20 protein-coding genes and 1 tRNA gene are annotated in these 21,085 nt (G+C 66.4%); 15 read left to right on the forward strand and 6 right to left on the reverse strand.

The annotated features are described in order from the left end of the window. Positions 1-42: 42 nt before the first annotated feature. The 12 genes from ccmA to G467_RS0106245 all read left to right on the forward strand — a co-directional run bounded on the left by ccmA (position 43) and on the right by G467_RS0106245 (position 8,438). A complete protein-coding gene (ccmA, locus tag G467_RS0106190; RefSeq protein WP_022968867.1) occupies positions 43-675 on the forward strand; it encodes a heme ABC exporter ATP-binding protein CcmA in 633 nt (210 codons plus the stop codon). Beyond that, a complete protein-coding gene (gene ccmB, locus G467_RS0106195; RefSeq protein ID WP_022968868.1) occupies positions 672-1,355 on the forward strand; it encodes a heme exporter protein CcmB in 684 nt (227 codons plus the stop codon). Before ccmA ends, ccmB begins: the two co-directional genes overlap by 4 nt. A gap of 8 nt (positions 1,356-1,363) precedes the next feature. Next, entirely contained in the window at positions 1,364-2,113 is a 750-nt protein-coding gene (gene ccmC, locus G467_RS0106200; RefSeq protein ID WP_022968869.1) for a heme ABC transporter permease CcmC, read from the forward strand. Beyond that, on the forward strand, positions 2,110-2,274 hold the full coding sequence (locus G467_RS18020) for a hypothetical protein (RefSeq protein ID WP_022968870.1): 165 nt from the start codon (positions 2,110-2,112) through the stop codon (positions 2,272-2,274). Before ccmC ends, G467_RS18020 begins: the two co-directional genes overlap by 4 nt. Further along, positions 2,271-2,723 carry a cytochrome c maturation protein CcmE gene (gene ccmE, locus G467_RS0106210; protein ID WP_022968871.1) on the forward strand — a complete coding sequence of 151 codons (453 nt, stop codon included), beginning with the start codon at positions 2,271-2,273 and terminating at the stop codon, positions 2,721-2,723. The genes G467_RS18020 and ccmE overlap by 4 nt, the downstream gene beginning before the upstream one ends. After that, positions 2,724-4,652 (forward strand): heme lyase CcmF/NrfE family subunit, encoded by a 1,929-nt coding sequence (locus G467_RS0106215; RefSeq protein WP_022968872.1) that lies wholly within the window; start codon positions 2,724-2,726, stop codon positions 4,650-4,652. Beyond that, a complete protein-coding gene (locus tag G467_RS0106220) occupies positions 4,649-5,191 on the forward strand; it encodes a DsbE family thiol:disulfide interchange protein (protein WP_022968873.1) in 543 nt (180 codons plus the stop codon). The genes G467_RS0106215 and G467_RS0106220 overlap by 4 nt, the downstream gene beginning before the upstream one ends. Then, entirely contained in the window at positions 5,188-5,622 is a 435-nt protein-coding gene (locus tag G467_RS0106225; RefSeq protein ID WP_022968874.1) for a cytochrome c-type biogenesis protein, read from the forward strand. Before G467_RS0106220 ends, G467_RS0106225 begins: the two co-directional genes overlap by 4 nt. Further along, positions 5,622-6,617 carry a tetratricopeptide repeat protein gene (locus G467_RS15685; protein ID WP_022968875.1) on the forward strand — a complete coding sequence of 332 codons (996 nt, stop codon included), beginning with the start codon at positions 5,622-5,624 and terminating at the stop codon, positions 6,615-6,617. The genes G467_RS0106225 and G467_RS15685 overlap by 1 nt, the downstream gene beginning before the upstream one ends. Next, positions 6,614-7,726, forward strand: coding sequence for a homoserine O-acetyltransferase MetX (gene metX / locus G467_RS0106235; RefSeq protein WP_022968876.1), 1,113 nt, complete (start codon positions 6,614-6,616; stop codon positions 7,724-7,726). The genes G467_RS15685 and metX overlap by 4 nt, the downstream gene beginning before the upstream one ends. 9 nt (positions 7,727-7,735) lie before the next feature. Beyond that, positions 7,736-8,332, forward strand: a complete 597-nt coding sequence (locus tag G467_RS0106240; protein WP_022968877.1) for a cysteine dioxygenase family protein — start codon at positions 7,736-7,738, stop codon at positions 8,330-8,332. A gap of 20 nt (positions 8,333-8,352) precedes the next feature. Continuing rightward, a tRNA-Leu gene (locus tag G467_RS0106245) sits at positions 8,353-8,438 on the forward strand. Positions 8,439-8,494: 56 nt separating this feature from the next. Here G467_RS0106245 and G467_RS0106250 read toward each other — a convergent pair. The 3 genes from G467_RS0106250 to G467_RS17400 form a co-directional block, all read right to left on the reverse strand. Next, on the reverse strand, positions 8,495-9,079 hold the full coding sequence (locus G467_RS0106250; RefSeq protein WP_022968878.1) for an LURP-one-related family protein: 585 nt from the start codon (positions 9,077-9,079) through the stop codon (positions 8,495-8,497). A gap of 111 nt (positions 9,080-9,190) precedes the next feature. Further along, the gene (locus G467_RS0106255; protein ID WP_022968879.1) at positions 9,191-9,649 is read right to left on the reverse strand and encodes a hypothetical protein; all 459 of its coding nucleotides are present in this window, start codon (positions 9,647-9,649) and stop codon (positions 9,191-9,193) included. A gap of 5 nt (positions 9,650-9,654) precedes the next feature. Beyond that, positions 9,655-10,365, reverse strand: coding sequence for a hypothetical protein (locus tag G467_RS17400; protein WP_022968880.1), 711 nt, complete (start codon positions 10,363-10,365; stop codon positions 9,655-9,657). A gap of 150 nt (positions 10,366-10,515) precedes the next feature. Between G467_RS17400 and G467_RS0106265 the strand changes: the two genes are divergently transcribed. After that, positions 10,516-11,805: a hypothetical protein gene (locus tag G467_RS0106265; protein WP_155844841.1), complete on the forward strand. Its 1,290-nt coding sequence runs from the start codon at positions 10,516-10,518 to the stop codon at positions 11,803-11,805. A gap of 16 nt (positions 11,806-11,821) precedes the next feature. Here G467_RS0106265 and G467_RS0106270 read toward each other — a convergent pair whose 3' ends face one another. Next, positions 11,822-13,669 (reverse strand): 3-hydroxybutyrate oligomer hydrolase family protein, encoded by a 1,848-nt coding sequence (locus G467_RS0106270; protein WP_022968882.1) that lies wholly within the window; start codon positions 13,667-13,669, stop codon positions 11,822-11,824. Between the two features lie 107 nt (positions 13,670-13,776). Here G467_RS0106270 and G467_RS0106275 point away from each other — a divergent pair, with 107 nt between their 5' ends. Further along, a complete protein-coding gene (locus G467_RS0106275; RefSeq protein ID WP_022968883.1) occupies positions 13,777-14,586 on the forward strand; it encodes a 3-hydroxybutyrate dehydrogenase in 810 nt (269 codons plus the stop codon). Positions 14,587-14,655: 69 nt separating this feature from the next. Beyond that, positions 14,656-15,324, forward strand: a complete 669-nt coding sequence (locus G467_RS0106280; RefSeq protein ID WP_022968884.1) for a response regulator transcription factor — start codon at positions 14,656-14,658, stop codon at positions 15,322-15,324. Between the two features lie 12 nt (positions 15,325-15,336). Here the strand turns inward: G467_RS0106280 and G467_RS0106285 are convergent, their stop codons facing one another. Both G467_RS0106285 and G467_RS0106290 read right to left on the reverse strand, forming a co-directional pair. Further along, a complete protein-coding gene (locus tag G467_RS0106285) occupies positions 15,337-18,696 on the reverse strand; it encodes a hybrid sensor histidine kinase/response regulator (RefSeq protein ID WP_022968885.1) in 3,360 nt (1,119 codons plus the stop codon). 113 nt (positions 18,697-18,809) lie between these two features. Further along, positions 18,810-21,080: a TonB-dependent receptor gene (locus G467_RS0106290; RefSeq protein WP_022968886.1), complete on the reverse strand. Its 2,271-nt coding sequence runs from the start codon at positions 21,078-21,080 to the stop codon at positions 18,810-18,812. Between the last annotated feature and the right edge of the window lie 5 nt (positions 21,081-21,085).

Genomic DNA, 21,085 nt, shown 5'->3' on the forward strand with positions numbered 1-21,085 from the left:
TCATGGACAGCAATTCACGCAAGTCGGTAGCATGCGGCCGGCATGAACACCCCCTCCTCCGCTTCGTTCCCGCTGCTTGAATGCCGGGGGCTGTGCTTTTCGCGCAACGAGGAGGCGATTTTCGGTCCGTTGGACTTCCGACTCGAGCCCGGACTCGCCCTGCAGGTGCTCGGCGGCAACGGCGCGGGCAAGACCACCCTGCTGCGCGTTCTCGCCGGCCTGCTGTCGGCAAGCCAGGGCGAAGTGTGGTTCGAAGGGCAGGCCGTCGACCAGGCGCATCTGGCGCGCGGCTGTGCTTTCCTCGGTCATCTGCCCGGCCACAAGGCCGATTTGACGGCGTTGGAAAATCTGGCGTTCACGGCGGCGACGCATGCCTCGTCGCTGCGCCCGGAAGCGGCGCTGGCCGAAGTGGGACTCGCGGGCTTCGACGACAGTCTTGCGCGGCGTTTGTCGGCCGGACAGAACAAGCGCCTGGCCCTCGCCCGCCTGCGCCTGTCGGCGGCGCGGCTGTGGCTGCTCGACGAGCCGTACGCCAATCTCGATCTGGATGGCATCGCCCTGGTCAATCGCCTGATCGCGGCGCATGTCGGCGGCGGCGGCGCGGTCCTGCTGACCACGCACGGCGCCTATGCCGCCCCTCCCGTGCCTCTGCAGACGCTGGAGCTGCGCGCGTGACCGGCCCGGGCCTGATCGCGGCGGCGCGCGCGCAAATCACACGCGACCTGCGCCTGGTCTGGCGTCGACGCGGCGATGCGGCGCAGCCGGTGCTGTTCGCGCTGATGGTGCTCGCCCTGTTCCCGCTGGCCCTGGGCGCGAATCCGGCCGCGCTGGCGAAAATCGCGCCCGGCGTGCTCTGGGTCGCTGTGCTTCTGGCGGGACTGCTCACGCTCGATGCGCTGTTTCGCAGCGATGTCGAAGACGGCAGCATCGAACAACTCCTGCTCAGCCCCGTGCCGCTGGCCTGGCTGATCGCGATGCGGGTGCTGGTGCACTGGGTCGTCACCGGGCTGCCGTTGTTGCTGCTGACGCCGTTTTTCGCGGAACTGCTGTTCCTGCCGCGCGCCCTGCTGATGCCGCTGATGTTGTCGCTGGCCCTGGGCACGCCACTGCTGAGCCTGATCGGCGCGACCGTGGCCGCGCTGACCGTCGGGATACGCCGGTCTGGTATGCTTTTGGCGGTGTTGGCGTTGCCGCTTTATGTCCCGGTGCTGGTGTTCGGCGCGGGCGCGGTGATCGCCGCAGCTCAAGGCCTTCCCTGGATCGGCGCGATCTATCTGCTCGCCGCCGGGCTGGTTCTGGCTCTCGTGCTGGCTCCCCTCGCCGCCGCCACCGCCCTTCGCATTGCCCTGAGCTGATCGTCCCCGTGAATCGCCTGCTCCTGTGGTTCCACCAAACCGGCTCGCCGCCGAATTTCGACCGCTATGCCGCGCGCTGGACGCCCGTCGCGTTCGCACTGGCTTTCCTGTCGCTGGCGATCGGCATTTACGGCGCCTTGTTCTCGGTGCCGGCCGACTACGCCCAGGGCGACAACTTCCGCATTCTCTATATCCATGTGCCCAGCGCGTGGATGAGTCTTTTCATCTTCGTGGCGATGGCGATCCAGAGCTTCATCGCCCTGGTGTGGCGCATCAAGATCTGCGAAATCCTCGCGATGGCCTGCGCGCCGATCGGCGCGGCCTTCACGCTGATCACGCTGCTGACCGGTTCGATCTGGGGCAAACCGACCTGGGGCACGTGGTGGACCTGGGATGCACGCCTGACGTCCGAGCTGGTGCTGCTGTTCCTGTACATCGGCGTGATCGGTCTCAACGGCGCGATCGAGGATCGTCGCGCCGCCGCGCGCGCTGCCGGCTTTCTGGCCCTGATCGGCGTCATCAACGTGCCGATCGTGCACTACGCGGTGCATTGGTGGAACACGCTGCACCAGGGCGAGACGATCCGTCTGATCGGCGAATCGAAAATGGATTCGAGCATGCTGTGGCCGTTGATCGCGACGATGATCGGAACCAAGGCCTGGTTCGTCGGCTCGTTGCTGCAACGCGCGCGTGCTCTGAATCTGGAACAGGAAGCCAACAAGGACTGGGCACGCACCGCCTACGGAGCCAAGCCATGAACCGCTTCGACTACGTCAAGGTCGCGTACGCCGTCTTCGCCGTCGTCTTGGCCTGGGACTACGCGGCACCGCGCGTGCGATTCGCGCAGGTGCGCAAGGCGATCGCGCTGCGTCTGCGCCGCGACGCCGCCAAGAAAACCACGCAGGAACCGCAGGCATGAATCCGATCCGCCAACGCCGCATCGCCCTCATCGGCGTGCTGCTCGCCGCCGCGGCCGGCGCCGGTTTCCTGATCGTGAAAGCGCTGCAGGAAAACCTCACCTACCTGCATACGCCGACCGAAGTGAAAACCGGCGCGGCGCCGAAGGACGCGCGTTTCCGTCTCGGCGGCGTCGTCTGCGAAGGCAGCGTGCATCGCAAGGACGGCACGCTGGAAGTCGATTTCGTGATCACCGACCGCGTGCGCCAGGTACGCGTCACCCACGACGGCATCCTTCCCGACATGTTCAAGGAAGGCACCAGCGTGATCGCCACCGGCCGCATGCAGGGCGATGCCTTCGTCGCCAGCGAAGTGCTGGCCAAGCACGACGAGACCTATATGCCCAAGGAAGTGAAGGACGCGATGGCCAAGGGCGCCGCCCTGCACACGCATAGCTGCGGAGCGAACTGAGTGCTGCCCGAACTCGGCCATGTCGCACTGGTTCTTTCCCTGTTGCTGTCCTTGCTCTTGGGTGTCCTGCCGCTGATCGGCGCACATCGGCAGCAGGCCGCCTGGATGGCCACCGCCCGGCCGCTGGCTTACGGGCAACTGCTGTTCGTCGGCCTGGCGTATGCGGCCTTGACCTGGGCTTTCCTGACGCATGATTTTTCGGTCGCGTACGTCGCGACCAATTCCAATTCCCTGCTGCCACAGATCTACCAGATTCCCGCCGTCTGGGGCGCGCACGAAGGGTCGCTGCTGTTGTGGACCTTGATCCTGGCGTTGTGGATCGCGGCCGTCGCAGTGTTCTCCCGCTCCTTGCCGATCACCGTGCTCGCGCGCGTGCTCGCGGTGATGGGCTGGATCAGCTTCGGTTTTCTCGCGTTCCTCATCTTCACCTCCAATCCCTTCGAGCGCTTGCTGCCGGCCGCTGCGGAAGGACGCGATCTCAATCCGCTGCTGCAGGATCCGGGCCTGATCATCCATCCGCCGATGCTGTATGTCGGTTACGTGGGTTTCTCGGTCGCGTTCGCGTTCGCGGTCGCGGCGCTGATCGGTGGCAAGGTCGATGCGCAGTGGGTGCGCTGGTCGCGTCCGTGGACGAATGTCGCCTGGGCTTTCCTGACCATCGGCATCGCGCTCGGCAGCTGGTGGGCTTACTACGAATTGGGTTGGGGCGGCTGGTGGTTCTGGGATCCGGTCGAGAACGCGAGCTTCATGCCCTGGCTGGTCGGTGCGGCGCTGATCCATTCGCAGGCCGTAACGGAAAAACGCGGCAGCTTCCGCGGCTGGACCTTGCTGCTGGCGATCGCGGCGTTTTCGTTGTCCCTGCTCGGCACCTTCCTCGTGCGCTCGGGCGTGCTGACGTCGGTGCATGCCTTCGCTTCCGACCCCGAACGCGGACTGTTCATCCTCGTGTTCCTGGGACTCGTCGTCGGCGGCTCGCTGCTGTTGTATGCCTTGCGCGCACCGCGCGAGGAACACGGCCAGCCCTTCGCCGCGTTCTCGCGCGAAACGCTGTTGCTCGGCAACAACCTCTTGCTGACCGCCGCCGCGGCGATGGTGCTGCTGGGCACGCTGTATCCGCTGCTCGCTGAAGCCCTGGACCTGGGCAAGATTTCGGTCGGCCCGCCGTACTTCGGCCTGCTGTTCGCGCTGTTGATGGCGCCGCTGATCGCCCTCGTGCCTTTCGGTCCGTTGACCCGCTGGCAGCGCGAAGAATGGCGCCTGCCGCTGCGTCTGCTTGCACCCTGGATCGTGCTGGCGCTGGTCGCCGGTGCGCTCGGTTTCTTCCTGCTGCCACACGGCACGATGAAAACCGCCGGCGCAATCATCGCAGGCGTGTGGCTGGCCGCGGGCATCCTGCGTTTCGTGCGTCAGCGTTTCGTACAGGGCAAAGGTCGGTTCACCGCCGAGATGGTCGGCATGTGCTTTGCGCATGCGGGCCTGGCAGTGTTTTTCTTCGGCGTGCTGATGACGGAAAGCCTGAGCCAGGAAAAAGACGTCGCCGCCCAGCCCGGCCAGAGTTTCGAATTGCGCGGCTACGATTTCCGCTTCGATGGCGTCGTGCGCGTGGAAGGCCCGAACTACCAGGCCGATCGCGGCACGCTCGTCGTCTCGCGCGGCGGCCGGCCCGTCGCCACCCTGCAACCGGAACGGCGCGCGTATGTCAGCGGCGGCAACATCCTGACGGAAGCCGCCCTGCAGCCCGGATTCACCCGCGATCTGTATGTCGCCCTCGGTGATTCGCTCGACGATCAAGGCACCTGGGCCCTGCGTCTGCATGTGAAGCCGTTCATCCGCTGGATCTGGCTTGGCGCGCTGATGATGGCGCTGGGCGGCTTCACTGTCGCCTTCGACAAACGTTTCCGGCGTCCGGTCGACGGAGCCTCGGCATGATGCGCCGCCTGCTGCCCCTGATCGCTTTCGCCCTGCTCGCCGGATTGCTGTATGCCGGCGTGCGCATGAATTCGGGCAAGGACACCAGCGCGATTCCTTCGCCGCTGATCGGCAAGCCGGTACCGGCGTTCAACCTGCCCACGCTCGACGATCCGACCCGGAAGATCAGCGACCGCGACCTGCGCGGCACGCCCTACCTGCTCAATGTCTGGGGCAGCTGGTGCCCGAACTGTCGCGTCGAACATCCGGTCATCAGCGATCTGTCGCGCAGCGGCAAGCTGCGCGTAGTCGGTTACAACTACAAGGACGAAGCGGCGGACGCGAAGCAATGGCTGCAACAGTTCGGCAATCCGTATGCGCTGATCATCGTCGACGAAGAAGGCCGCGCGGCGCTGGACTGGGGCATTTACGGCGCACCGGAAAGCTTCCTGGTCGACGCCCGCGGCATCGTGCGCTGGAAGTTCGTCGGCCCGATCGATGAGACGGTCGTGCGCGAACAGATCGAACCTCTGCTGGCGACCATGGCGGGCGAGCAATGAAACGTCTTTTATTTGCTTTCCTGCTGCTGCTCGCGATGGCGCCGGCGTTCGCGGCCGTGGAAGCGCCGCCGCAATTCCGCGACGCCGCCGAAGAACAGCGCTTCCGTCAGCTGACCACCGAGCTTCGCTGCGTGATGTGCCAGAACCAGTCGCTCGCCGACTCCAACGCTCTGATCGCGCACGACCTGCGCAAGGAAGTGCTGCTGCTGATGCGCGAGGGCAAGAGCGATGCGCAGATCAAGCAGTTCCTGGTCGCGCGCTACACCGATTTCGTGCTGTACAAGCCCGAGGTCAAGCCGATGACCTGGCTGCTGTGGTTCGGCCCGGCGGTCCTGCTGCTGATCGGTGCCGGCGTGATCGCAACGATCGTACGCAAGCGCAGCGCTTCGACGCCGGCCTTGCCGCTGCCCGATGACTCCCAGGAGTGGTGATGACGTTCTATCTGCTCGCTGCCCTGCTCGTTGTCGTCGCGATCGCGTTCGCGACGCAGCCGCTGTGGCGGAATGCGCGTCCCTTGGCGATCGTCCTGGTGATCTTGCTGCCGCTTGCCGGTGGCGGCCTGTACGCGCTGAAGGGCAATCGTGACGCGCTCGATCCGGGCAATCTCGCGCAGCCCAAGACGATCGACGAAGCCGTTGCGATGCTGGAAAAACGCATGGCCGCCGATCCGGAGAATGCCGAAGGCTGGCTGCTGCTCGCGCGCACCTACATGGAGCTGCAGAAGTTCGACCTGGCCAACAGCGCTTACGCGCGCGTGTTCGCGCTACAGCCGGAAGATCCGGACGTAGCCGTCGAATACGCCGAAGCCCAGATGCGCGCTGCCGCCGATCATCGCTTCCCGCCGCAGGCCGTCGCCCTGCTCGAAGCCACCCTCGTCAAGCAGCCCGATTCGCAGCGCGCCCTGTTCTTCCTGGGCATGCATCGCATGCAGTCCGGGCAGCCGGCCGAAGCCGCGGCGCTGTGGGAAAAAGTCCTGCCGACCTTGTCGCCGGATACCGCCGTCGTATTGCGCCAGCAGATCGACGCCGCCCGCGCGTCCGCACAGATGCCACCGCTGCCACCACCGGCGGTCGCCGAAGCGGCCACGCTGACGATCACGCTCGACATCGACCCGGCCTTGCGCGCGCAGGCTCAACCCGGCGATACCGTGTTCGTGTTCGCCCGCGGCATCGACGGCGCCGGCCCGCCGCTGGCGGTCAAACGTCTCGTGCTCGATCAACTGCCGGTGACGATCACGCTCAGCGATGCCGACAGCCCGATGCCCGCCGCGAAGCTGTCCGCGCAATCCCGGGTCCGGCTCATGGCGCGCTTGTCGAAGTCGGGCAATGCCCAGGTCGGCAGCGGCGATCTCGAAGCCAGCCCGGTCGAGGTCGCGGTCGGTGATAAAAAGACGGTCTCCCTGACCCTGTCGCGAGCGATTCCATGAGCGAGTTCATTCCGCCCGGCACGAAGTTCGCTGCCCTGCCCTCGCCGTTCGCGATCAAGCGCGGCGGTAGTCTGCGCGGCGCGCGGGTGGCCTACGAAACCTGGGGCGAACTCGACGACGCGCGCGGTAATGCCATCCTCATTCTCACCGGTCTGTCGCCGAACGCGCATGCCGCCAGCAACGCCGACAATCCGGAAGCGGGCTGGTGGGAAGCGATGCTCGGTCCGGGCAAGCCGATCGACACGAACCGCTGGTACGTGATCTGCGTGAATTCGCTGGGTAGCTGCAAGGGTTCGACCGGACCGGCCTCGATCGACCCGGACACGAACGAGATCTATCGCCTGTCCTTCCCCGAACTGTCGATCGAAGACATCGCCAACGCGGCGTTCGAGGTCGTGCGTTCGCTCGGCATCGCGCGCCTGGCCTGTGTGATCGGCAATTCGATGGGCGGCATGAGCGCGCTCGCCTACCTGCTGCAGCATCCCGACAGCGCGCGTTCGCACATCAATGTCTCCGGCAGCGCACGCGCCTTGCCGTTCTCGATCGCGATCCGCTCGCTGCAGCGCGAAGCGATCCGCCTCGACCCGAACTGGGACATGGGCGAATACGACGACACCAACTATCCGGAAAACGGCATGCGCATGGCGCGCAAGCTCGGCGTGGTGACCTATCGCTCGGCGATGGAATGGGACGGCCGTTTCGGCCGCGTGCGCTTCGACAGCGAATGCCGCGAGGACGACCCGTTCGGCCTCGAGTTCGAAGTCGAACGCTATCTCGAGGGCCACGCGCGCCGTTTCGTGCACCAGTTCGATCCCAACAGCTACCTGTACCTGTCGCGGTCGATGGACTGGTTCGACGCCGACGAGTACGGCCAGGGCGACGTGATCGCCGGGCTGGCGCGCATCAAGCTGGAGAAGGCGCTGGCGATCGGCGTGCGCACCGACATCCTGTTTCCCCTGCAGCAGCAGGAACAGGTCGCTGATGGCCTGCGTGCCGGCGGGGCCGAGGCACAGTTCCTGCCGCTGGATTCGCCCCAGGGCCACGACGCCTTCCTGGTTGATTTCGAGCGTTTCGGGCCGGCCATCGCAGGTTTCCTAGCGCAGTTGTAGACTTCGCCCATGAACACTCTCACCTTCACCGGTCGCGACGCCCTGCTCCAGGTCATCGACGAGGCCTACGCCCAGCCCGATCACGAGGGCCTGACCCACGTGCTGCGCGACGGCTTGTGCCGTCTGATCCGCGACAAGGTGGTGTTCCTGCCCGAATGCGTGTTCGAACCCGTCGAGGGCCACTACGCGCGCCGTGAGCTGTACGCCTGCCCCGAACGCGGCACCACGGTCGTGGCGATGACCTGGGCGCCGGGCCAGGGCACGCCGATCCACGACCATTGCGGGCTGTGGTGCGTCGAGGGCGTCTGGCAGGGCCAGCTGGAAATCACCCGCTACGAGCTCGAGGAAGATGCCGGCACCCGCTGCCGCTTCGCGCGCTACGAGACCCTGGTCGCCGGCACCGGCACCGCCGGCAGCCTGCTGCCGCCGCACGAATACCACACGATCCGCAATCCCGATCCGGCCCGCATCGCGATCTCGCTGCACATCTACCAGAAGGAGATGGGCACCTGCGCCACGTTCGAGCCCGAAGGCGGCGACTGGTACCGGCGCGGCTCGCGCGAACTGTGCCTGGACCAGGTGGAATGCGGTCCGGACGAAGCTTGAGCTATAATCGCCCTGGCAATGCCGGTGTGGCGGAATGGTAGACGCGGCGGACTCAAAATCCGCTGGCAGAGATGTCGTGTAGGTTCGAGTCCTATCACCGGTACCAAACAAGAAAAAGCCCGCGAAAGCGGGCTTTTTCGTGTCCGGTCGCCGGGCGCGGGATCAGCCGCGCATGCGCTCTAGCAACAGCATCATGAACACGCTCAACAGGGCCGTTTCCTGCTCGTCTTCGTTCATCGGCGCGGTCGAATCGATCTGGTAGCGGCCTTCCATGAACGCCGACAGCTTGTGCACGCGCAGCACCTGGGTGCCGTCGGCACGCGTCACGCGATAGGCCGGATGGAACAGGTAACCCGAGAACAGACCGACCAGCGGGATGTCGGAGAAAATCGCGTCGGCGACCTTGATCCAGGGATTTTCCTCATTGATGTGCAGCATCTGGCCGCCCGACACGAGGATGTCGTACTTCGCGCTCCACAACGAACGCATGCCCTTGCGGCGCAGGGAACCCAAAGTGCGGCCGTCGCGTGCGGTGAACTTGTACTGCGCGTTGAAATCGAGCACACGGTCGGCGTCGATCGCGTACAGCTCGCGCGTCTGCGCCGTGTCGGCGAATACCTTCACCGATTCCTTGAGTTTGAAGGCTTTCTGCTTGACGTAGAACTTCAGCGCGCCCGCGGCATCGGTGACGGAAATCTGCGGCGCGATGGCGATGATCTTGAACGAGAGTTGCAGCGGGAATTTCATCAGGGGATCCGTGGTTTGGGGCAATTCGCCGCGTAGCTTAGCGGGTTGTGATGGCAGCTTGCAGTCGGGGGCGGTGCGCGTCAGTGGCTGCGGTCGCGGGCAAACCCGCTCCTACGGCTGCGGTGCGCGCGGCCAGGGCCACCAGCCCTGCCCGGTCTGGGCGTAACGATCGGCCGCCTGTTCGAACCGGTTGCGGTGACTGATGCCGCCGCAAGCGAAATACAGCGGCAGGAACAAGGCGCCGAGCGCGAGGTACTGGTAGACATGCGCGCGCTCGTGGTCGCCGATGCGCACGCAGTCGTCGCCGCCATGCGCCTGGCAGTGATAGGTGCGCGCCGGCTGGTCGAGACTGGTGCCGGTGAACAGGATTACATTGCCCAGGGTCAGCGCGCCGCCGCCGGCGCGGCCCCAGGGATAGCGCAGAAACACCAGCGCGGCATCGGAGAAACGCGCGCGCGCGCCGAACGGCAGCGCCACCAAACCGGCGATCGCGCCGGCCAGGCTCATCGGGCTGGCCCAGATCAGTCCCAGGGTCTGCGCGAGCCGAAGCAGAAAGCGTCGCGCCGACATCGTGCTCAGCCGCCGAAGGCCTTGCGCAGCAACGCCTCGGAGTGGCTCGGGCTCAGTTGCGCGGAGGTCGTGATCAGGCTGTTGACGGCCCAGCACGCGTCCTCGGGGCTCGCTGCCGCCGGATTGCTGAAAACACGCATGAGGCGTTCGCCGTATTCGCCGGGGTAGCTCTGCGCCAGATCGATGAACGCGCCCTTGAGCGCCTCTTCATCGACCGGAATCGCCGGCGCATTGTCGATCTCGGCAAGCAGGGCGTCGTAGAAGGTGTCGGTAACGATCCGGTGGTGTCGCGCGGGCAGGCGCTCAATCGCGTCCTGGATGTCCTTGCCCAGCGCCTGGTCGAAGTCGTCCTGGGGCACGGCGAGTTTCGCGCAGCTGGCCTCGGGCAGACGCGGCAGGATCGCGGCCTGGGTCTTGGCCATCTCGATCAGGCGCTCGCGCGGAAACGAGCGCGCGCCGCGGCTGAAGGCCTGGTCCCAGGCGGCGTACAGGCCCTTGCTGGTCAGGTCGCCGGAATAGCGCGCCTTGAGTTTGGCATTGCTGTTGAACTTGTCGACGAAGGCCTGATGGTCGGCATACAGCGGCGAACTCGGCGGATAGGGATTGACCAACTCGACGCCCCCCGAACTGGGCAGGACCGAGCCGCCGTTCTTGAGCATGTTCTTGGCGCCCATGAGGACGGCGATGACGATAAGGACCAGGAAAATCTTTTTCATGACAGGCTCGGCGGGATCTCCGGCCCATGATAGCGAGCCCCCCTGACCGCAGCCAGTGCGGCAGCGCAGCAGTAGTGGCATTCTTCCGTCACCTTCCAAGCCCAAGCCGCGACGATGACCGACCAGGCCACAGACTCCGCTGACAACGTCTTGTCCAAACGTACGACGCCTACCTGGGACATGGAGCTGCTGATCTCCGGCGCTACCACCATCGGTCTGTTGCAATTGCCGGGGCTGATGGACGAAGTTTTCCTCGATGCGATCAACCGCAGTGCCGACGAAATCCTGCGGGTGATCATGCCCTTGTGGACCTACGCGAAGTTCGCGTTGTTCACCTTGATCGCGACCTTTGTCATGCACCTGTGCCTGCGCGGCTACTGGATCGCGCTGGTCGGCATGAACTCGGTGTATCCCGGCGGGGTGCGTTGGAACAACCTGAAGATGGGCCCGCATTCGCGTGCGATCAGCGAAAAGGAATCGCCGGCGATGGCCGAGGTCATCGAAGCCGCCGACAACCGCGCGACGCGCGTGTTCGGGCTGGGATTCGGCATGGCGATGGTCATGCTGATGCCCGTGGCGATAGCGCTGCTGGTCCTGACCTCGGCCTTGCTGGCACGTCATTTCTTTCACATCAACATCGATGCGCTGAAAGTTTTCGCCATCGTCCTGGCGGTCGTGATCCTGCCCTGGGCGCTGCTGAGCTTCGTCGACCGCCAATATGGAGACCGCTTCGCGCCAGACCATTGGCTGTCGCGGGCGATGCGCCGGCTGCTGGCGATGTACAGCCGCGTCGGCATCGGACGGCGCAACAACTTGTTGCTGACGCTGTACACCAGCCACGAAGGCGCGCAGCGCGCCAGCCTGGTCATCGTGCTGGCGATGGTGCCGATCTTCGCCGTGGTCTTCGTGCAGTCGGTGATGGCTTCCGTCGGATTTTCCTACGGCGACTTCGACGGCCTGCCGGACGACACGATGTACGCTGCCAACAGCGCGCAACCGGAGTTCTACGACAGTTCGCGCAATGGCGACGCCGCCCTGGGCCTGCTCGCGCCGTTCATTCCCAATCGCGTGGTGCGCGGGCCGTATCTGGAATTGTTCGTCCCCTACCTGCCGCGCCGGCATACGCCGGCGATGCAGCGCGCCTGCCCGGATGCACTCGCGGAAATGATCGCGGCCAATGAAGACAACACCGATGTCGGTTCGCGTGCGGCGTTCGATTGCCTGGCGCGGCTGCACGACATCCAGTTGGACGGCTTGCCGGTCGCCGTGACTTTCGACGCCAGCGCCGACCCGAAGACCGGCCAGCGCGGCATGCTGGCGATGATCCCGGTGCGCGATCTCGCCGCAGGCCGGCACGAACTGAGCGTTGCCGCGATCACGCGCACGAGTGCGAAGAAAGAACTGCCCGTGCGCCGCTATCGGATCATTTTCTGGAAATGAGGATCTCGCGCCGGAGCTAAGGCATCCGGCCGAGATGATCCGCGCTCAGCGGAGCCAGCACGCCGTTGACGAACGCGCGGGGCGTGGTCGCGATGTCGGCATCGCCCGGCAAGGGTTTTCCTTCGGCGACATGCGCCCACATCGCATCGAGACCGCGGTAGGCATAGGGCAGCATCGGCAGGTAGCGCGCACCGAGCACCGGCAAGCCCAGGAACGCATCGAAATGCTGCGCGTTGTGCACGCGCCAGTAGCGGACATCGCGGCCACGGGCACTCGCCCAACGCGCGTAGGCGGCGCCGCTGAAAGCTTCCGGAATCAATCCGTCGTCGACGCCGTGCATGACCAGCACCGGCAGATTCTTTCGCGGCAAGCGCGCGCGGGTGGCGGCCACCGATGCACGCACGGTGTCGGCCGGCGCCGACTTGTCGGTCCATAGCGCGCGCAGGCACTGCAGGCCAGGCAAGGCATCGCTGGTGTCGCCCGCCTTCGCATCGAGCAAGGTCACGCCGGCACCCGGCGGAATGCCGGAGCTGTCGCTCCACCAGGCGGCGCGTTCCTTGTCGGCGTTGGCAGAACGCAACCCGTCCTTGCCGAGCGCAGTGAAACGATAGCCGCAGGGCATGGTGCCGGCGTCCGCGCGCGCATAAGCGGAGGCGTAGGTGACTGCCACCGTGCGCCACAGATCGAAACTCGTACTGATCGCGCCGGCGGCGAGCGCCTCGTCGGTCCAGCCCTGCGCGTGCAGGATTTGCCGCGCCTGCTCGGCCTGCGCCATCGGCGTGTCGCCGGTCAGCCGTCCCTGTGCCTTCAATGCTGCGCAGCGTGCGATCCCAGCCGGCGCGGGCTGGCCACCGGGCCGGGCCATCGCCACGCCATCGAAGGTCGGCGCGGCGAGCGCGCAGGACATCCAGATCGCCGCCTCCGTCGTGTAGTCAAACAGCGGTCGCCCGCCCTCGCCCGGGAACACGTTCGGCGAGATCGCGACCACGCCGTCGAGCCAGTCGCCATCGAGTTCCGCCGCGCGCAACACCGCGCCGCCGCCATTAGAAACGCCGACCGCGATCACGCGCGTATTCGCGAAGGTGTATGGGCCGCCGTCGGGGAAACCGCTCTGCAGCACGCCCAAGGCGAACTCGGCGGCTTGCTTCACATGCCGGCCCCAATCGGCCTCGGGATTGTCGCCCGAATGGGCATGCTTGACCGCGACCGGCGCGAGACCGGCGCCGGTGTATTTGGCGATGTCGAATTCGACGGCGTCGCCCGGTTCGGCCCGCGTGCCGTCCAGACGTGTTCCCACGCCGTCTGCCGTGTCGACGAACCCGGTGCCAGTACCCTTGTCGGTGTAGGCGACTGCACAGCCATGGCTCAAGCCCCAGGCGCCGGCGAGCGCGATGCCCCCGTAGATGCCGCGCGACCCGGACGAGGCGTTGACGACGATGCAGCGTTTGCCGGCGTCGAACGCATCAGGCAATTGCACCATCACCCGATGCGGTTGCTTCGCGCCGGGCAGGCGCACCAGCGCCTGATACTCGCGACCAGGCACCGGCGCGAGCGATCCGTACAGCTCGCCATAGCCGCCACCGGGCGCGAGATCGGCGATGCCGCGCCAGTTCGACCAGATCGCGCGACGGCGCAGTTCCTGCGGCGTGGGATGCGCAGCGTCGGCGAACGCTGGCGGCAGCGGACTGCGCAATCCCGCCGTGCCCAGTCCGGCAGTAAGAAGGTCGTCGCCCTCGCGGTGCGACTGCAGGGCGATGCCGGCGACGAGTTTCATTTCCTTGGCCTTTGCCGGCGCGGTAGCGACGGAAACCAGTGCGGCGAGGGCCGCGAGCGGGAACAGCAGACGCGAGGCGATCGGGTTCATCGCCGCAAGATAGCAACCGTCGCACGGTCCGGCATCGTACTTTGGTACAGGCGTCGCGCCCGGATGCCCTTGTTAGTGTGCGCAATCGGCTTCATCGGGTCCCGCGCATGTCCGAAAACTTCCTCATCGGCCGAAACGCCCTGGTCACCGGCGGCACGTCGGGCATCGGCCTGGCGATCGCCACGGCCCTGGGACGCGCCGGCGCACGCGTGGCGATCAACGGCCTGGGCGACGGCGCGCAGATCCTCGCCGCCTTGACCGACATCCTCGCCGAGGGCGCGACCGATGCGCGACATTTCCCCGCCGATCTGCGCGACGCCGCGGCGATCGAAGCGATGGTCACCGATTGCACGGCCTGGGGCGCCCCGGACATCGTCGTCAACTGCGCAGGCATTCAGCACACCGCCGCGCTCGCCGACATGCCGGCAGCAACCTGGGACGCGATGATCGCGGTGAACCTGAGCGCGGCCTTCCACACGCTGCGCCTCACCCTGCCCGGCATGGCCGCCCGCGGTTTCGGTCGCGTGGTCAACATCGCTTCGGTGCACGGGCTCGTCGCTTCGCTGAACAAGGCGCCGTATGTCGCCAGCAAGTTCGGACTGATCGGACTGAGCAAGGTCGCGGCGCTGGAATACGCGGCGGCCGGCACGCGCAGCAGCGGCGGCGTGACGATCAACTGCCTGTGCCCGGGCTGGGTGGAGACGCCGCTGATCGAACCGCAGATCGCCGCACGCGCCGCCGCGGTCGGCGGCGGCCGCGACGAGGGCGTGCGCGAACTGCTGCGCGAAAAACAGCCGAGCCAACGCACCTCGCTGCCGGAGGAAATCGCGCAGGCGGTGCTGTGGCTGTGCCGCGCCGAATCGCACAATCTGACCGGTGCGGCGATTCCGATCGACGGCGGCTGGACGGCGCAATAGTCTGCGAACAGCCGTGTTCCGCATGCGCCGATCCGCCTGCCGATGCCGTCCACGCATTAGACTCGGCTCATGACCCGCCTGCTCGTCGCCGACGACCATCCCCTGTATCGCCTCGCGTTGACGCAGGCCGTGCACGGCATCCTGCCCGACGCCGATATTCGTGAGGCCGGCGATCTCGCGGGCGCGCAGGCCGCGCTCGCGGCGCATCCCGATACCGATCTGGTCCTGCTCGACCTGCACATGCCCGGCAGTCATGGCCTCATGGGGCTGGCGACCTTGCGCGCCGAACATCCTGGCGTCGCCGTGGTGATGATTTCCGCGCACGACGATCCGCTCACGATCCGGCGTGCGCTCGCGCACGGCGCGGCCGGCTATCTGACCAAACGCGCGAACCTCGAGGACTTGCAGCAGGGCTTACGCGCCGTGCTCGCCTGCGAGGAATGGCTGCCCCCGGGCGTACGCGAGGCCGTCGCCGCGATCGCGATCGATCCGCAGGACGCCCACATTGCTGCTCGCCTGGCGTCGCTGAGTCCGCAACAGTTCAAGGTGCTCGCACGCGTCGCCGAGGGCCGCCTCAACAAGCAGATCGCCGACGAACTCGGCATCCAGGAACGCACGGTCAAGGCCCATATGAGTGCGATCTTCGAAAAACTCGCGGTGCGCAATCGCACGCAGGCCGGTGTGTTGCTGCGCTCGCTCGAACTCGGCGACCCGAGCAAGTCCGTCGCGCCGGACTGATCGTCCGCAGACTCAGGACGTCACCGCCAGCAGGCGCGCCATCATCGACTTCAACGCGAGCGGCTTGAGCGGCTTGTAGAGCAGTTGCGCGCCCGCCGCCGCCACGGCCAGGCGCACCGCTTCGCTGTGATCGGCGGTGATGACCACGCAGGGACGCGAAGGCATCAGGCCCTGCAGGCGCTCGCGCAATTGCAGGCCGGTGTGGTCGCGGTCGAGGTGATAGTCGAGCAGCAGCAGATCGGGCGTGGCTGCGCGCACGGCGTCCTCGGCCTCGTCGGCGTCGCGTGCGGCGAGCACTTCGCACTGCCAGCCCGACAGCAGGGCCTGCATCGCACGCAGCACATCCAGATCGTTGTCGACGACCAGCACGCGGCTGCGCGGCGCTTCCGGCGGCGCGGCGGACGTGCCGGGAACCGCGACCGGCTGCGCTGCCGCACGCGGCACATCGACGCAGAACATCGCCCCGTGCCCGAGACGCGAACGCAGGCCCAGCCGATGGCCGAGCAGGCGCGCGATGCGTTCGGAAATCGCCAGGCCCAGACCGAGTCCCTGGCCGCCGCGATCGAGCCGGCGGAATTCCTCGAAGATCACCTGCTGGTCGGCCTCGGCGATGCCCGGACCGGTGTCGTGCACTTCGATCGACAACTGCGCGCCGTGACGACGGCAGCCGATCAGGATGCGACCCTGCGCGGTATAGCGCACGGCATTGGCGAGAAAATTCTGCAGCACGCGACGCAGCAACTGCGGATCGCTGCGCACCCAGGCGCGCGTCGGCACGCAGTCCAGACGCAGGCCCTTCTCGTGCGCAAGTACGCCGAATTCGGCCGCGAGGTGCTGCAGGACTTCGTCGAGGCGGAACACCTGGATGCTCGGCGCCATGCCGCCGGCGTCGAGGCGCGAGATGTCGAGCAGCCCCGACAACAGGCTCTCGGCGGACCCGAGCGCGCCGTCGATATTGGCCACGCCAGCGCGGTACTGCGGATGCTCGAGCTGCTGCGCGAGCGCATGGGTGAACAGATGCGCGGCATTCAGCGGCTGTGCGAGGTCATGGCTGACGGCGGCCAGAAAGCGCGTCTTCGCGCGATTGGCACGCTCGGCTTCGGCTTTCGCACCTTCAAGTTCGGCGGTACGCGCGACTACGCGCTGTTCCAGGGTTTCGGCGACGCGCTTGAGTTCGTCCTCGCTGCGCCGGAAATCGGTGACGTCGGTGAAGGTGGCGACGAAGCCGCCGCCGGGCATCGGATTGCCGCGGATCTCGACCATCGCTTCGCCAAAGCGCCGCTCGGTGACATAAGGCGTGCCCGCGCGCATGTGCGCGATGCGCTTGCGTACTTCCCGATCATCGAGGCGATCGTCGAAGCGATCGTCGAGGCGATTGCCCGCCAGCCCACGACGCACGTTGTAGGCGAGCAGATCGACCACCGGCACGCCGACGCGCAGCAACTCGCCCGGATAGCCGAACAGTTCGGCGTAGCGACGGTTCCAGGCGACCAGACGCAGCTCGGCATCGACCACGCTGATGCCCTGGCTCATGTTTTCCAACGCTGCTTCCAGCACGCGCTGGTTGAAGCGCAGCGCCTGCGAGGCCTCGCCGACGATGGTGGCGACGGTATCGAGATCGCGGCCCTGCTCGCGGCGCGCGGCGTCGAGCAGCAGGCGGGCCGACGCGGCACCGAGCACCGCGGCCAGTTCACGTTCGATGCGTTGTTCGACGAGCAGCGGCACCGCACCCTCGCCGGGCGCGTCGTTCAAGGCCAGGCGCACGCGCTCTTCGGGCAGGAAGCGCGCCGCGACCTCGTGCAAGGTCACCCGCGCGAAGCCCGCTTCGGCGATCACTTCCGGCGAGGTGCCGCGCCGGCTCGCATCGAGCCAGGTCACCGCCGCACCGGCGATCAGACTTAGCGTGACGCCGCGACCGAGCCGGCTCCAGGTGTCGAGACCGAGCAAGCCGTCGGGCGCAAGCCAGGTCAACCCCATCGGGCCGGCCCGCAGCCAGTGCGTCGATGCGCCGAAGCCCTCCACGAGCACGGGCACGAGCAACGCCCAAGCCCAGACGAGCACGGCGACGAATACGCCGAGCATGACTGACCTCGGTGGCGTCTGCGGGCGCCACACGGCGAACGCCACCGCCGGCGCCAGCGTCGCGAGACCGGAGAACGACACCGCACCGATGTCAGCCAGCGCGTCGCTGCCGGCAATCGCGCGACTGTAGAGCCAGGCGAGCAGTACGACCGCGAGAATGCCGACGCGACGCTGCATCAGCACCGCGCCGCGCAGATCGCCGCCCTCGCCCACGCCGCGCGAGGTCCAGCGCCCGCGCACGAGCAAGGGCGTCAGCCAGTGGTTGCCGATCATCACACTCAGCGCCAGCGTCGCCAGGATCACCATGCCTGTGGCGGCGCTGAGACCGCCGAGGAAGGCGAGCAAGGCGAGACCCTCGTGGCCCTGCGACAGCGGCAAGGCGAGCACGTACAGATCCGAGGGCACGCCCTGGGGTGCCAGCAAGGCATCGCCGGCGCGCGCGAGCGGCAGGATCGGCAACGCGATCAGCAACATGTACAGCGGGAACAACCAGCGCGCGGTGCGCAAATGGCGATCGTCCCGGCACTCGACCACGCCGACGTGGAATTGGTGCGGCAAGGTGAACATCGCCAGGGCGCCGAGCAGGATCAGTGCGGGAAAGCCGCTCGCATCGTTCGGCGGAAGCTGTGCGGGATCGATCGCCGGCAGCGTCGGCCCGGTCCAGACGAAGAAGCCCAGCGCCAGCATCGCACCGAGTTTGAGCAGCGATTCCACGGCCATCGCCAGCACGAGGCCACGGTTGTGTTCGATCGCCGACGCGCGCCGCGTGCCGAACAGCATCGCGAACAAGGCCATCGCCAACGCGACGTAAAGAGCGCTGTCTTGCCAGGGTGCGGGCGAGATCGCCGCCGTGCGCGTGAGCAGGCCGAAGCTCATCGCCACGGCTTTGAGCTGCAGCGCGATGTAGGGAATGATGCCCATCACTGCGACGAAGGTCACCAGCGCGGCCAGTCCGGAGCTCTTGCCCAGGCGCGTGGCGATGAGGTCGGCAATCGACGTGGAATTCTGTTCGTGCGCGATGCGTTGCAGGCGACGCAGGAAACCGAAGCCGAACAGGTACAACAGGATCGTGCCGATAAAGGTCGGCGGAATCGGCCAGCCGGAACGCTGTGCCTGGGTGACGGTGCCGTAGAAGGTCCACGACGTGCAATAGACGGCGAGCGAGAGGCTGTAGACCACCGGCCAGCGCGAACCGAGCAGGCCGGCGCGGCGTTCGGCCCACAGCGCGGTGCCGAACAACAGGCCCAGCCAGGCCAGGGACGCGAGGACGACGAGGAGATTGCTCAGCATGCGTTTGCTTCAACCGCGCGATGCGTGTTCGATCCCGAGAATAGCGCAACCCGCGGGCAAAAAAGACGGGCCGCCGAAGCGGCCCGGGGGAAAGTGATCGCCCGTTACTGCCCTTAGAACTCGTAACGCGCCGACAAGGTCACCTGGCGTGGGTTGCCATAGAAGCCGGTGCGCACACCGGTCGACGGAATGACGTAGCCCGTGGTCAGGTACTGTTTGTCGCGCAGGTTGCTGCCTTGCAGGGAGAAGCTCCAGGGCGTGGCGGTTTTCCACTGAATGCCGGCGCTCAGCAAGCCGTAGCCGTCCTGATGGATGGGCTTGGTGGTGGCGCCGGTGATCGGATCGCGCACGACTTCGGTCGTCGCGGTGACCTCGCTCTGGTAGCTGTAGCCCACGCGGAAGCTCAGCTTGCCGCCGTCATGCAGCGGCTGGATGTATTCGACGTTCAAGGCGCCGGACAGATCCGGGGCATTGGTGAATTCCTGCTGGTCGGCGATGTTGACGGCCTTGAACATGTATTCGTCGAACTTTGCATTGAGGGTCGCGACATTGCCGCTGATCGACCAGTGCTCGGTCGGACGCACCTGCAGCTCGACCTCGACGCCCGAAACGGTGCCCTTGCCGGCATTGGTGAAGTCGGCGCAGAAGGTCGGCACGCTGCTCACGATGCAGGAAGTGAACACCGACAGCTGGATGTCCTTGTACTTGTTGTGGAAGTAGGCGACGTTGAGGAACATGCGCTGGTCGAGGAAGGCCATCTTGCTGCCGACTTCGAGGCTGTCGACCTGCTCGTCGTCGTAAGGCTCCTGCGAATTGGGCAGCACGCTGGCGCGGATGTTGTAGCCGCCGGATTTGAAGCCGCGCGCGAACAGGCCGTAGAACAGCACGTCGTCGGTCGCCTGATAGTCGAGCGAGATTTTCGGCGACAGATTGATGAAGGTCTTGGACTTGTCGAAACCGACCGTGAGCGTCGGCACGCTGAAGCTGTCGTTGGCATAGCTGCGGTTGAGCACGTGCGCAGATTTTTCTTCCTTCGTCCAGCGCAGGCCACCGCTGATGCTGAACTTGTCGGTGAAGTCGTAGCTCCAGTCGCCGTAGACCGCGATGCTGCGGGTATCGACTTCGCCGCGTGTGTCGCCGAACTGGCCGCCAAAACCCGGTCCCGGCGGCGCCGGGAAGAACGGCGGGATGTCGGCGCCCTTGAGGAAGATGTTCTGCACCAGGCCGCCGGCCGTGCCCTTGAACCAGTAAACGCCGAACACGCCGTGGCTCTTGCCGGCCGCGTCGTAGGACGCCTGCAGTTCCTGGCTGAGCTGGTCGTCGTTATAGAACGCCTTCACATCGGTGAGCTGCGCCTGCAGCGTGTCGAAATCGATGTAGGTCGCGGTGTCGGACTCGCGCCAGGCGGTGATCGACTTGAAGCTCCAGTTGTCGTTCGGGCGCCAGTTCATCGTCAGCGAGGAACCGCTGAGCGTGGTCTCGTTGACATTGGGCATGCCGTTGCGCACGTCGTAGCGGCTGCTCAGCGGCAGATTGTCGGGGTTGGCGGGGTCGCGCACGTTCGTGGTGAGCATCTGCGCGCCGCGCACGCCGGAGTCGTCCTTGGCGTAGTCGTAGCTCAGGCGCGCGTCGAAGCGGCCGCTATCGGAGAAATAGCCGCCGGTGAAGCGCAGCGCCTGGATGTCCTTGTCGCTGACATCTTCGCCAGTGACGATGTTGTGGCCGAAGCCATCGCGATTGAGGCTGGCCACGGCCAGGCGCATGCGCACGTTGTCACCGACCGGTCCGCCGATGGCGCCCTTGAAATCGCGCTCGCTGAAGTTGCCGAGGCCGACTTCTGCGAAGCCCTCGACTTCCTTGGGCAGGTCGCGGGAAATGTATTTGATGGCACCGCCGACGGTGTTCTTGCCGTACAGCGTGCCCTGCGGACCGCGCAGTACCTCGATGCGACCCACGTCGAACACGTCGAGCAGGCCGCCCTGCGGGCGCGCCACGTAGACGTCGTCCAGATAGATGCCCACACCCGGATCGACGCCCCAGAGCGGATCGGACTGGCCGACGCCGCGAATGTAGGCGGTGATCGTGCTGTTGGAACCACGCGCGGCGTACAGCGTCAGGTTCGGCACCTGCGCGTCGAGATCGCCCAGGTCGCGGATATTGAGCTTATCGAGCAGTTCGGGTGTGAAGGCAGTGACCGCGACCGGCACCTCCTGCAGCGTTTCTTCGCGACGACGCGCGGTGACCTTGACGCTTTCGAGCGTGGTCGCGGTGTCGGTCGGCTTGTCGCCCGCCGCGGTCGGCGACGAGGCGCCGTCCTGGGCTTGCACGGTGCCGGACATCGCCAGAACCAGGCCGATCGCGAGGCTGAGGTGGTTGCGCTTCATGGACT

The organism is Arenimonas oryziterrae DSM 21050 = YC6267 (assembly GCF_000420545.1).
Lineage (GTDB): Bacteria > Pseudomonadota > Gammaproteobacteria > Xanthomonadales > Xanthomonadaceae > Arenimonas > Arenimonas oryziterrae.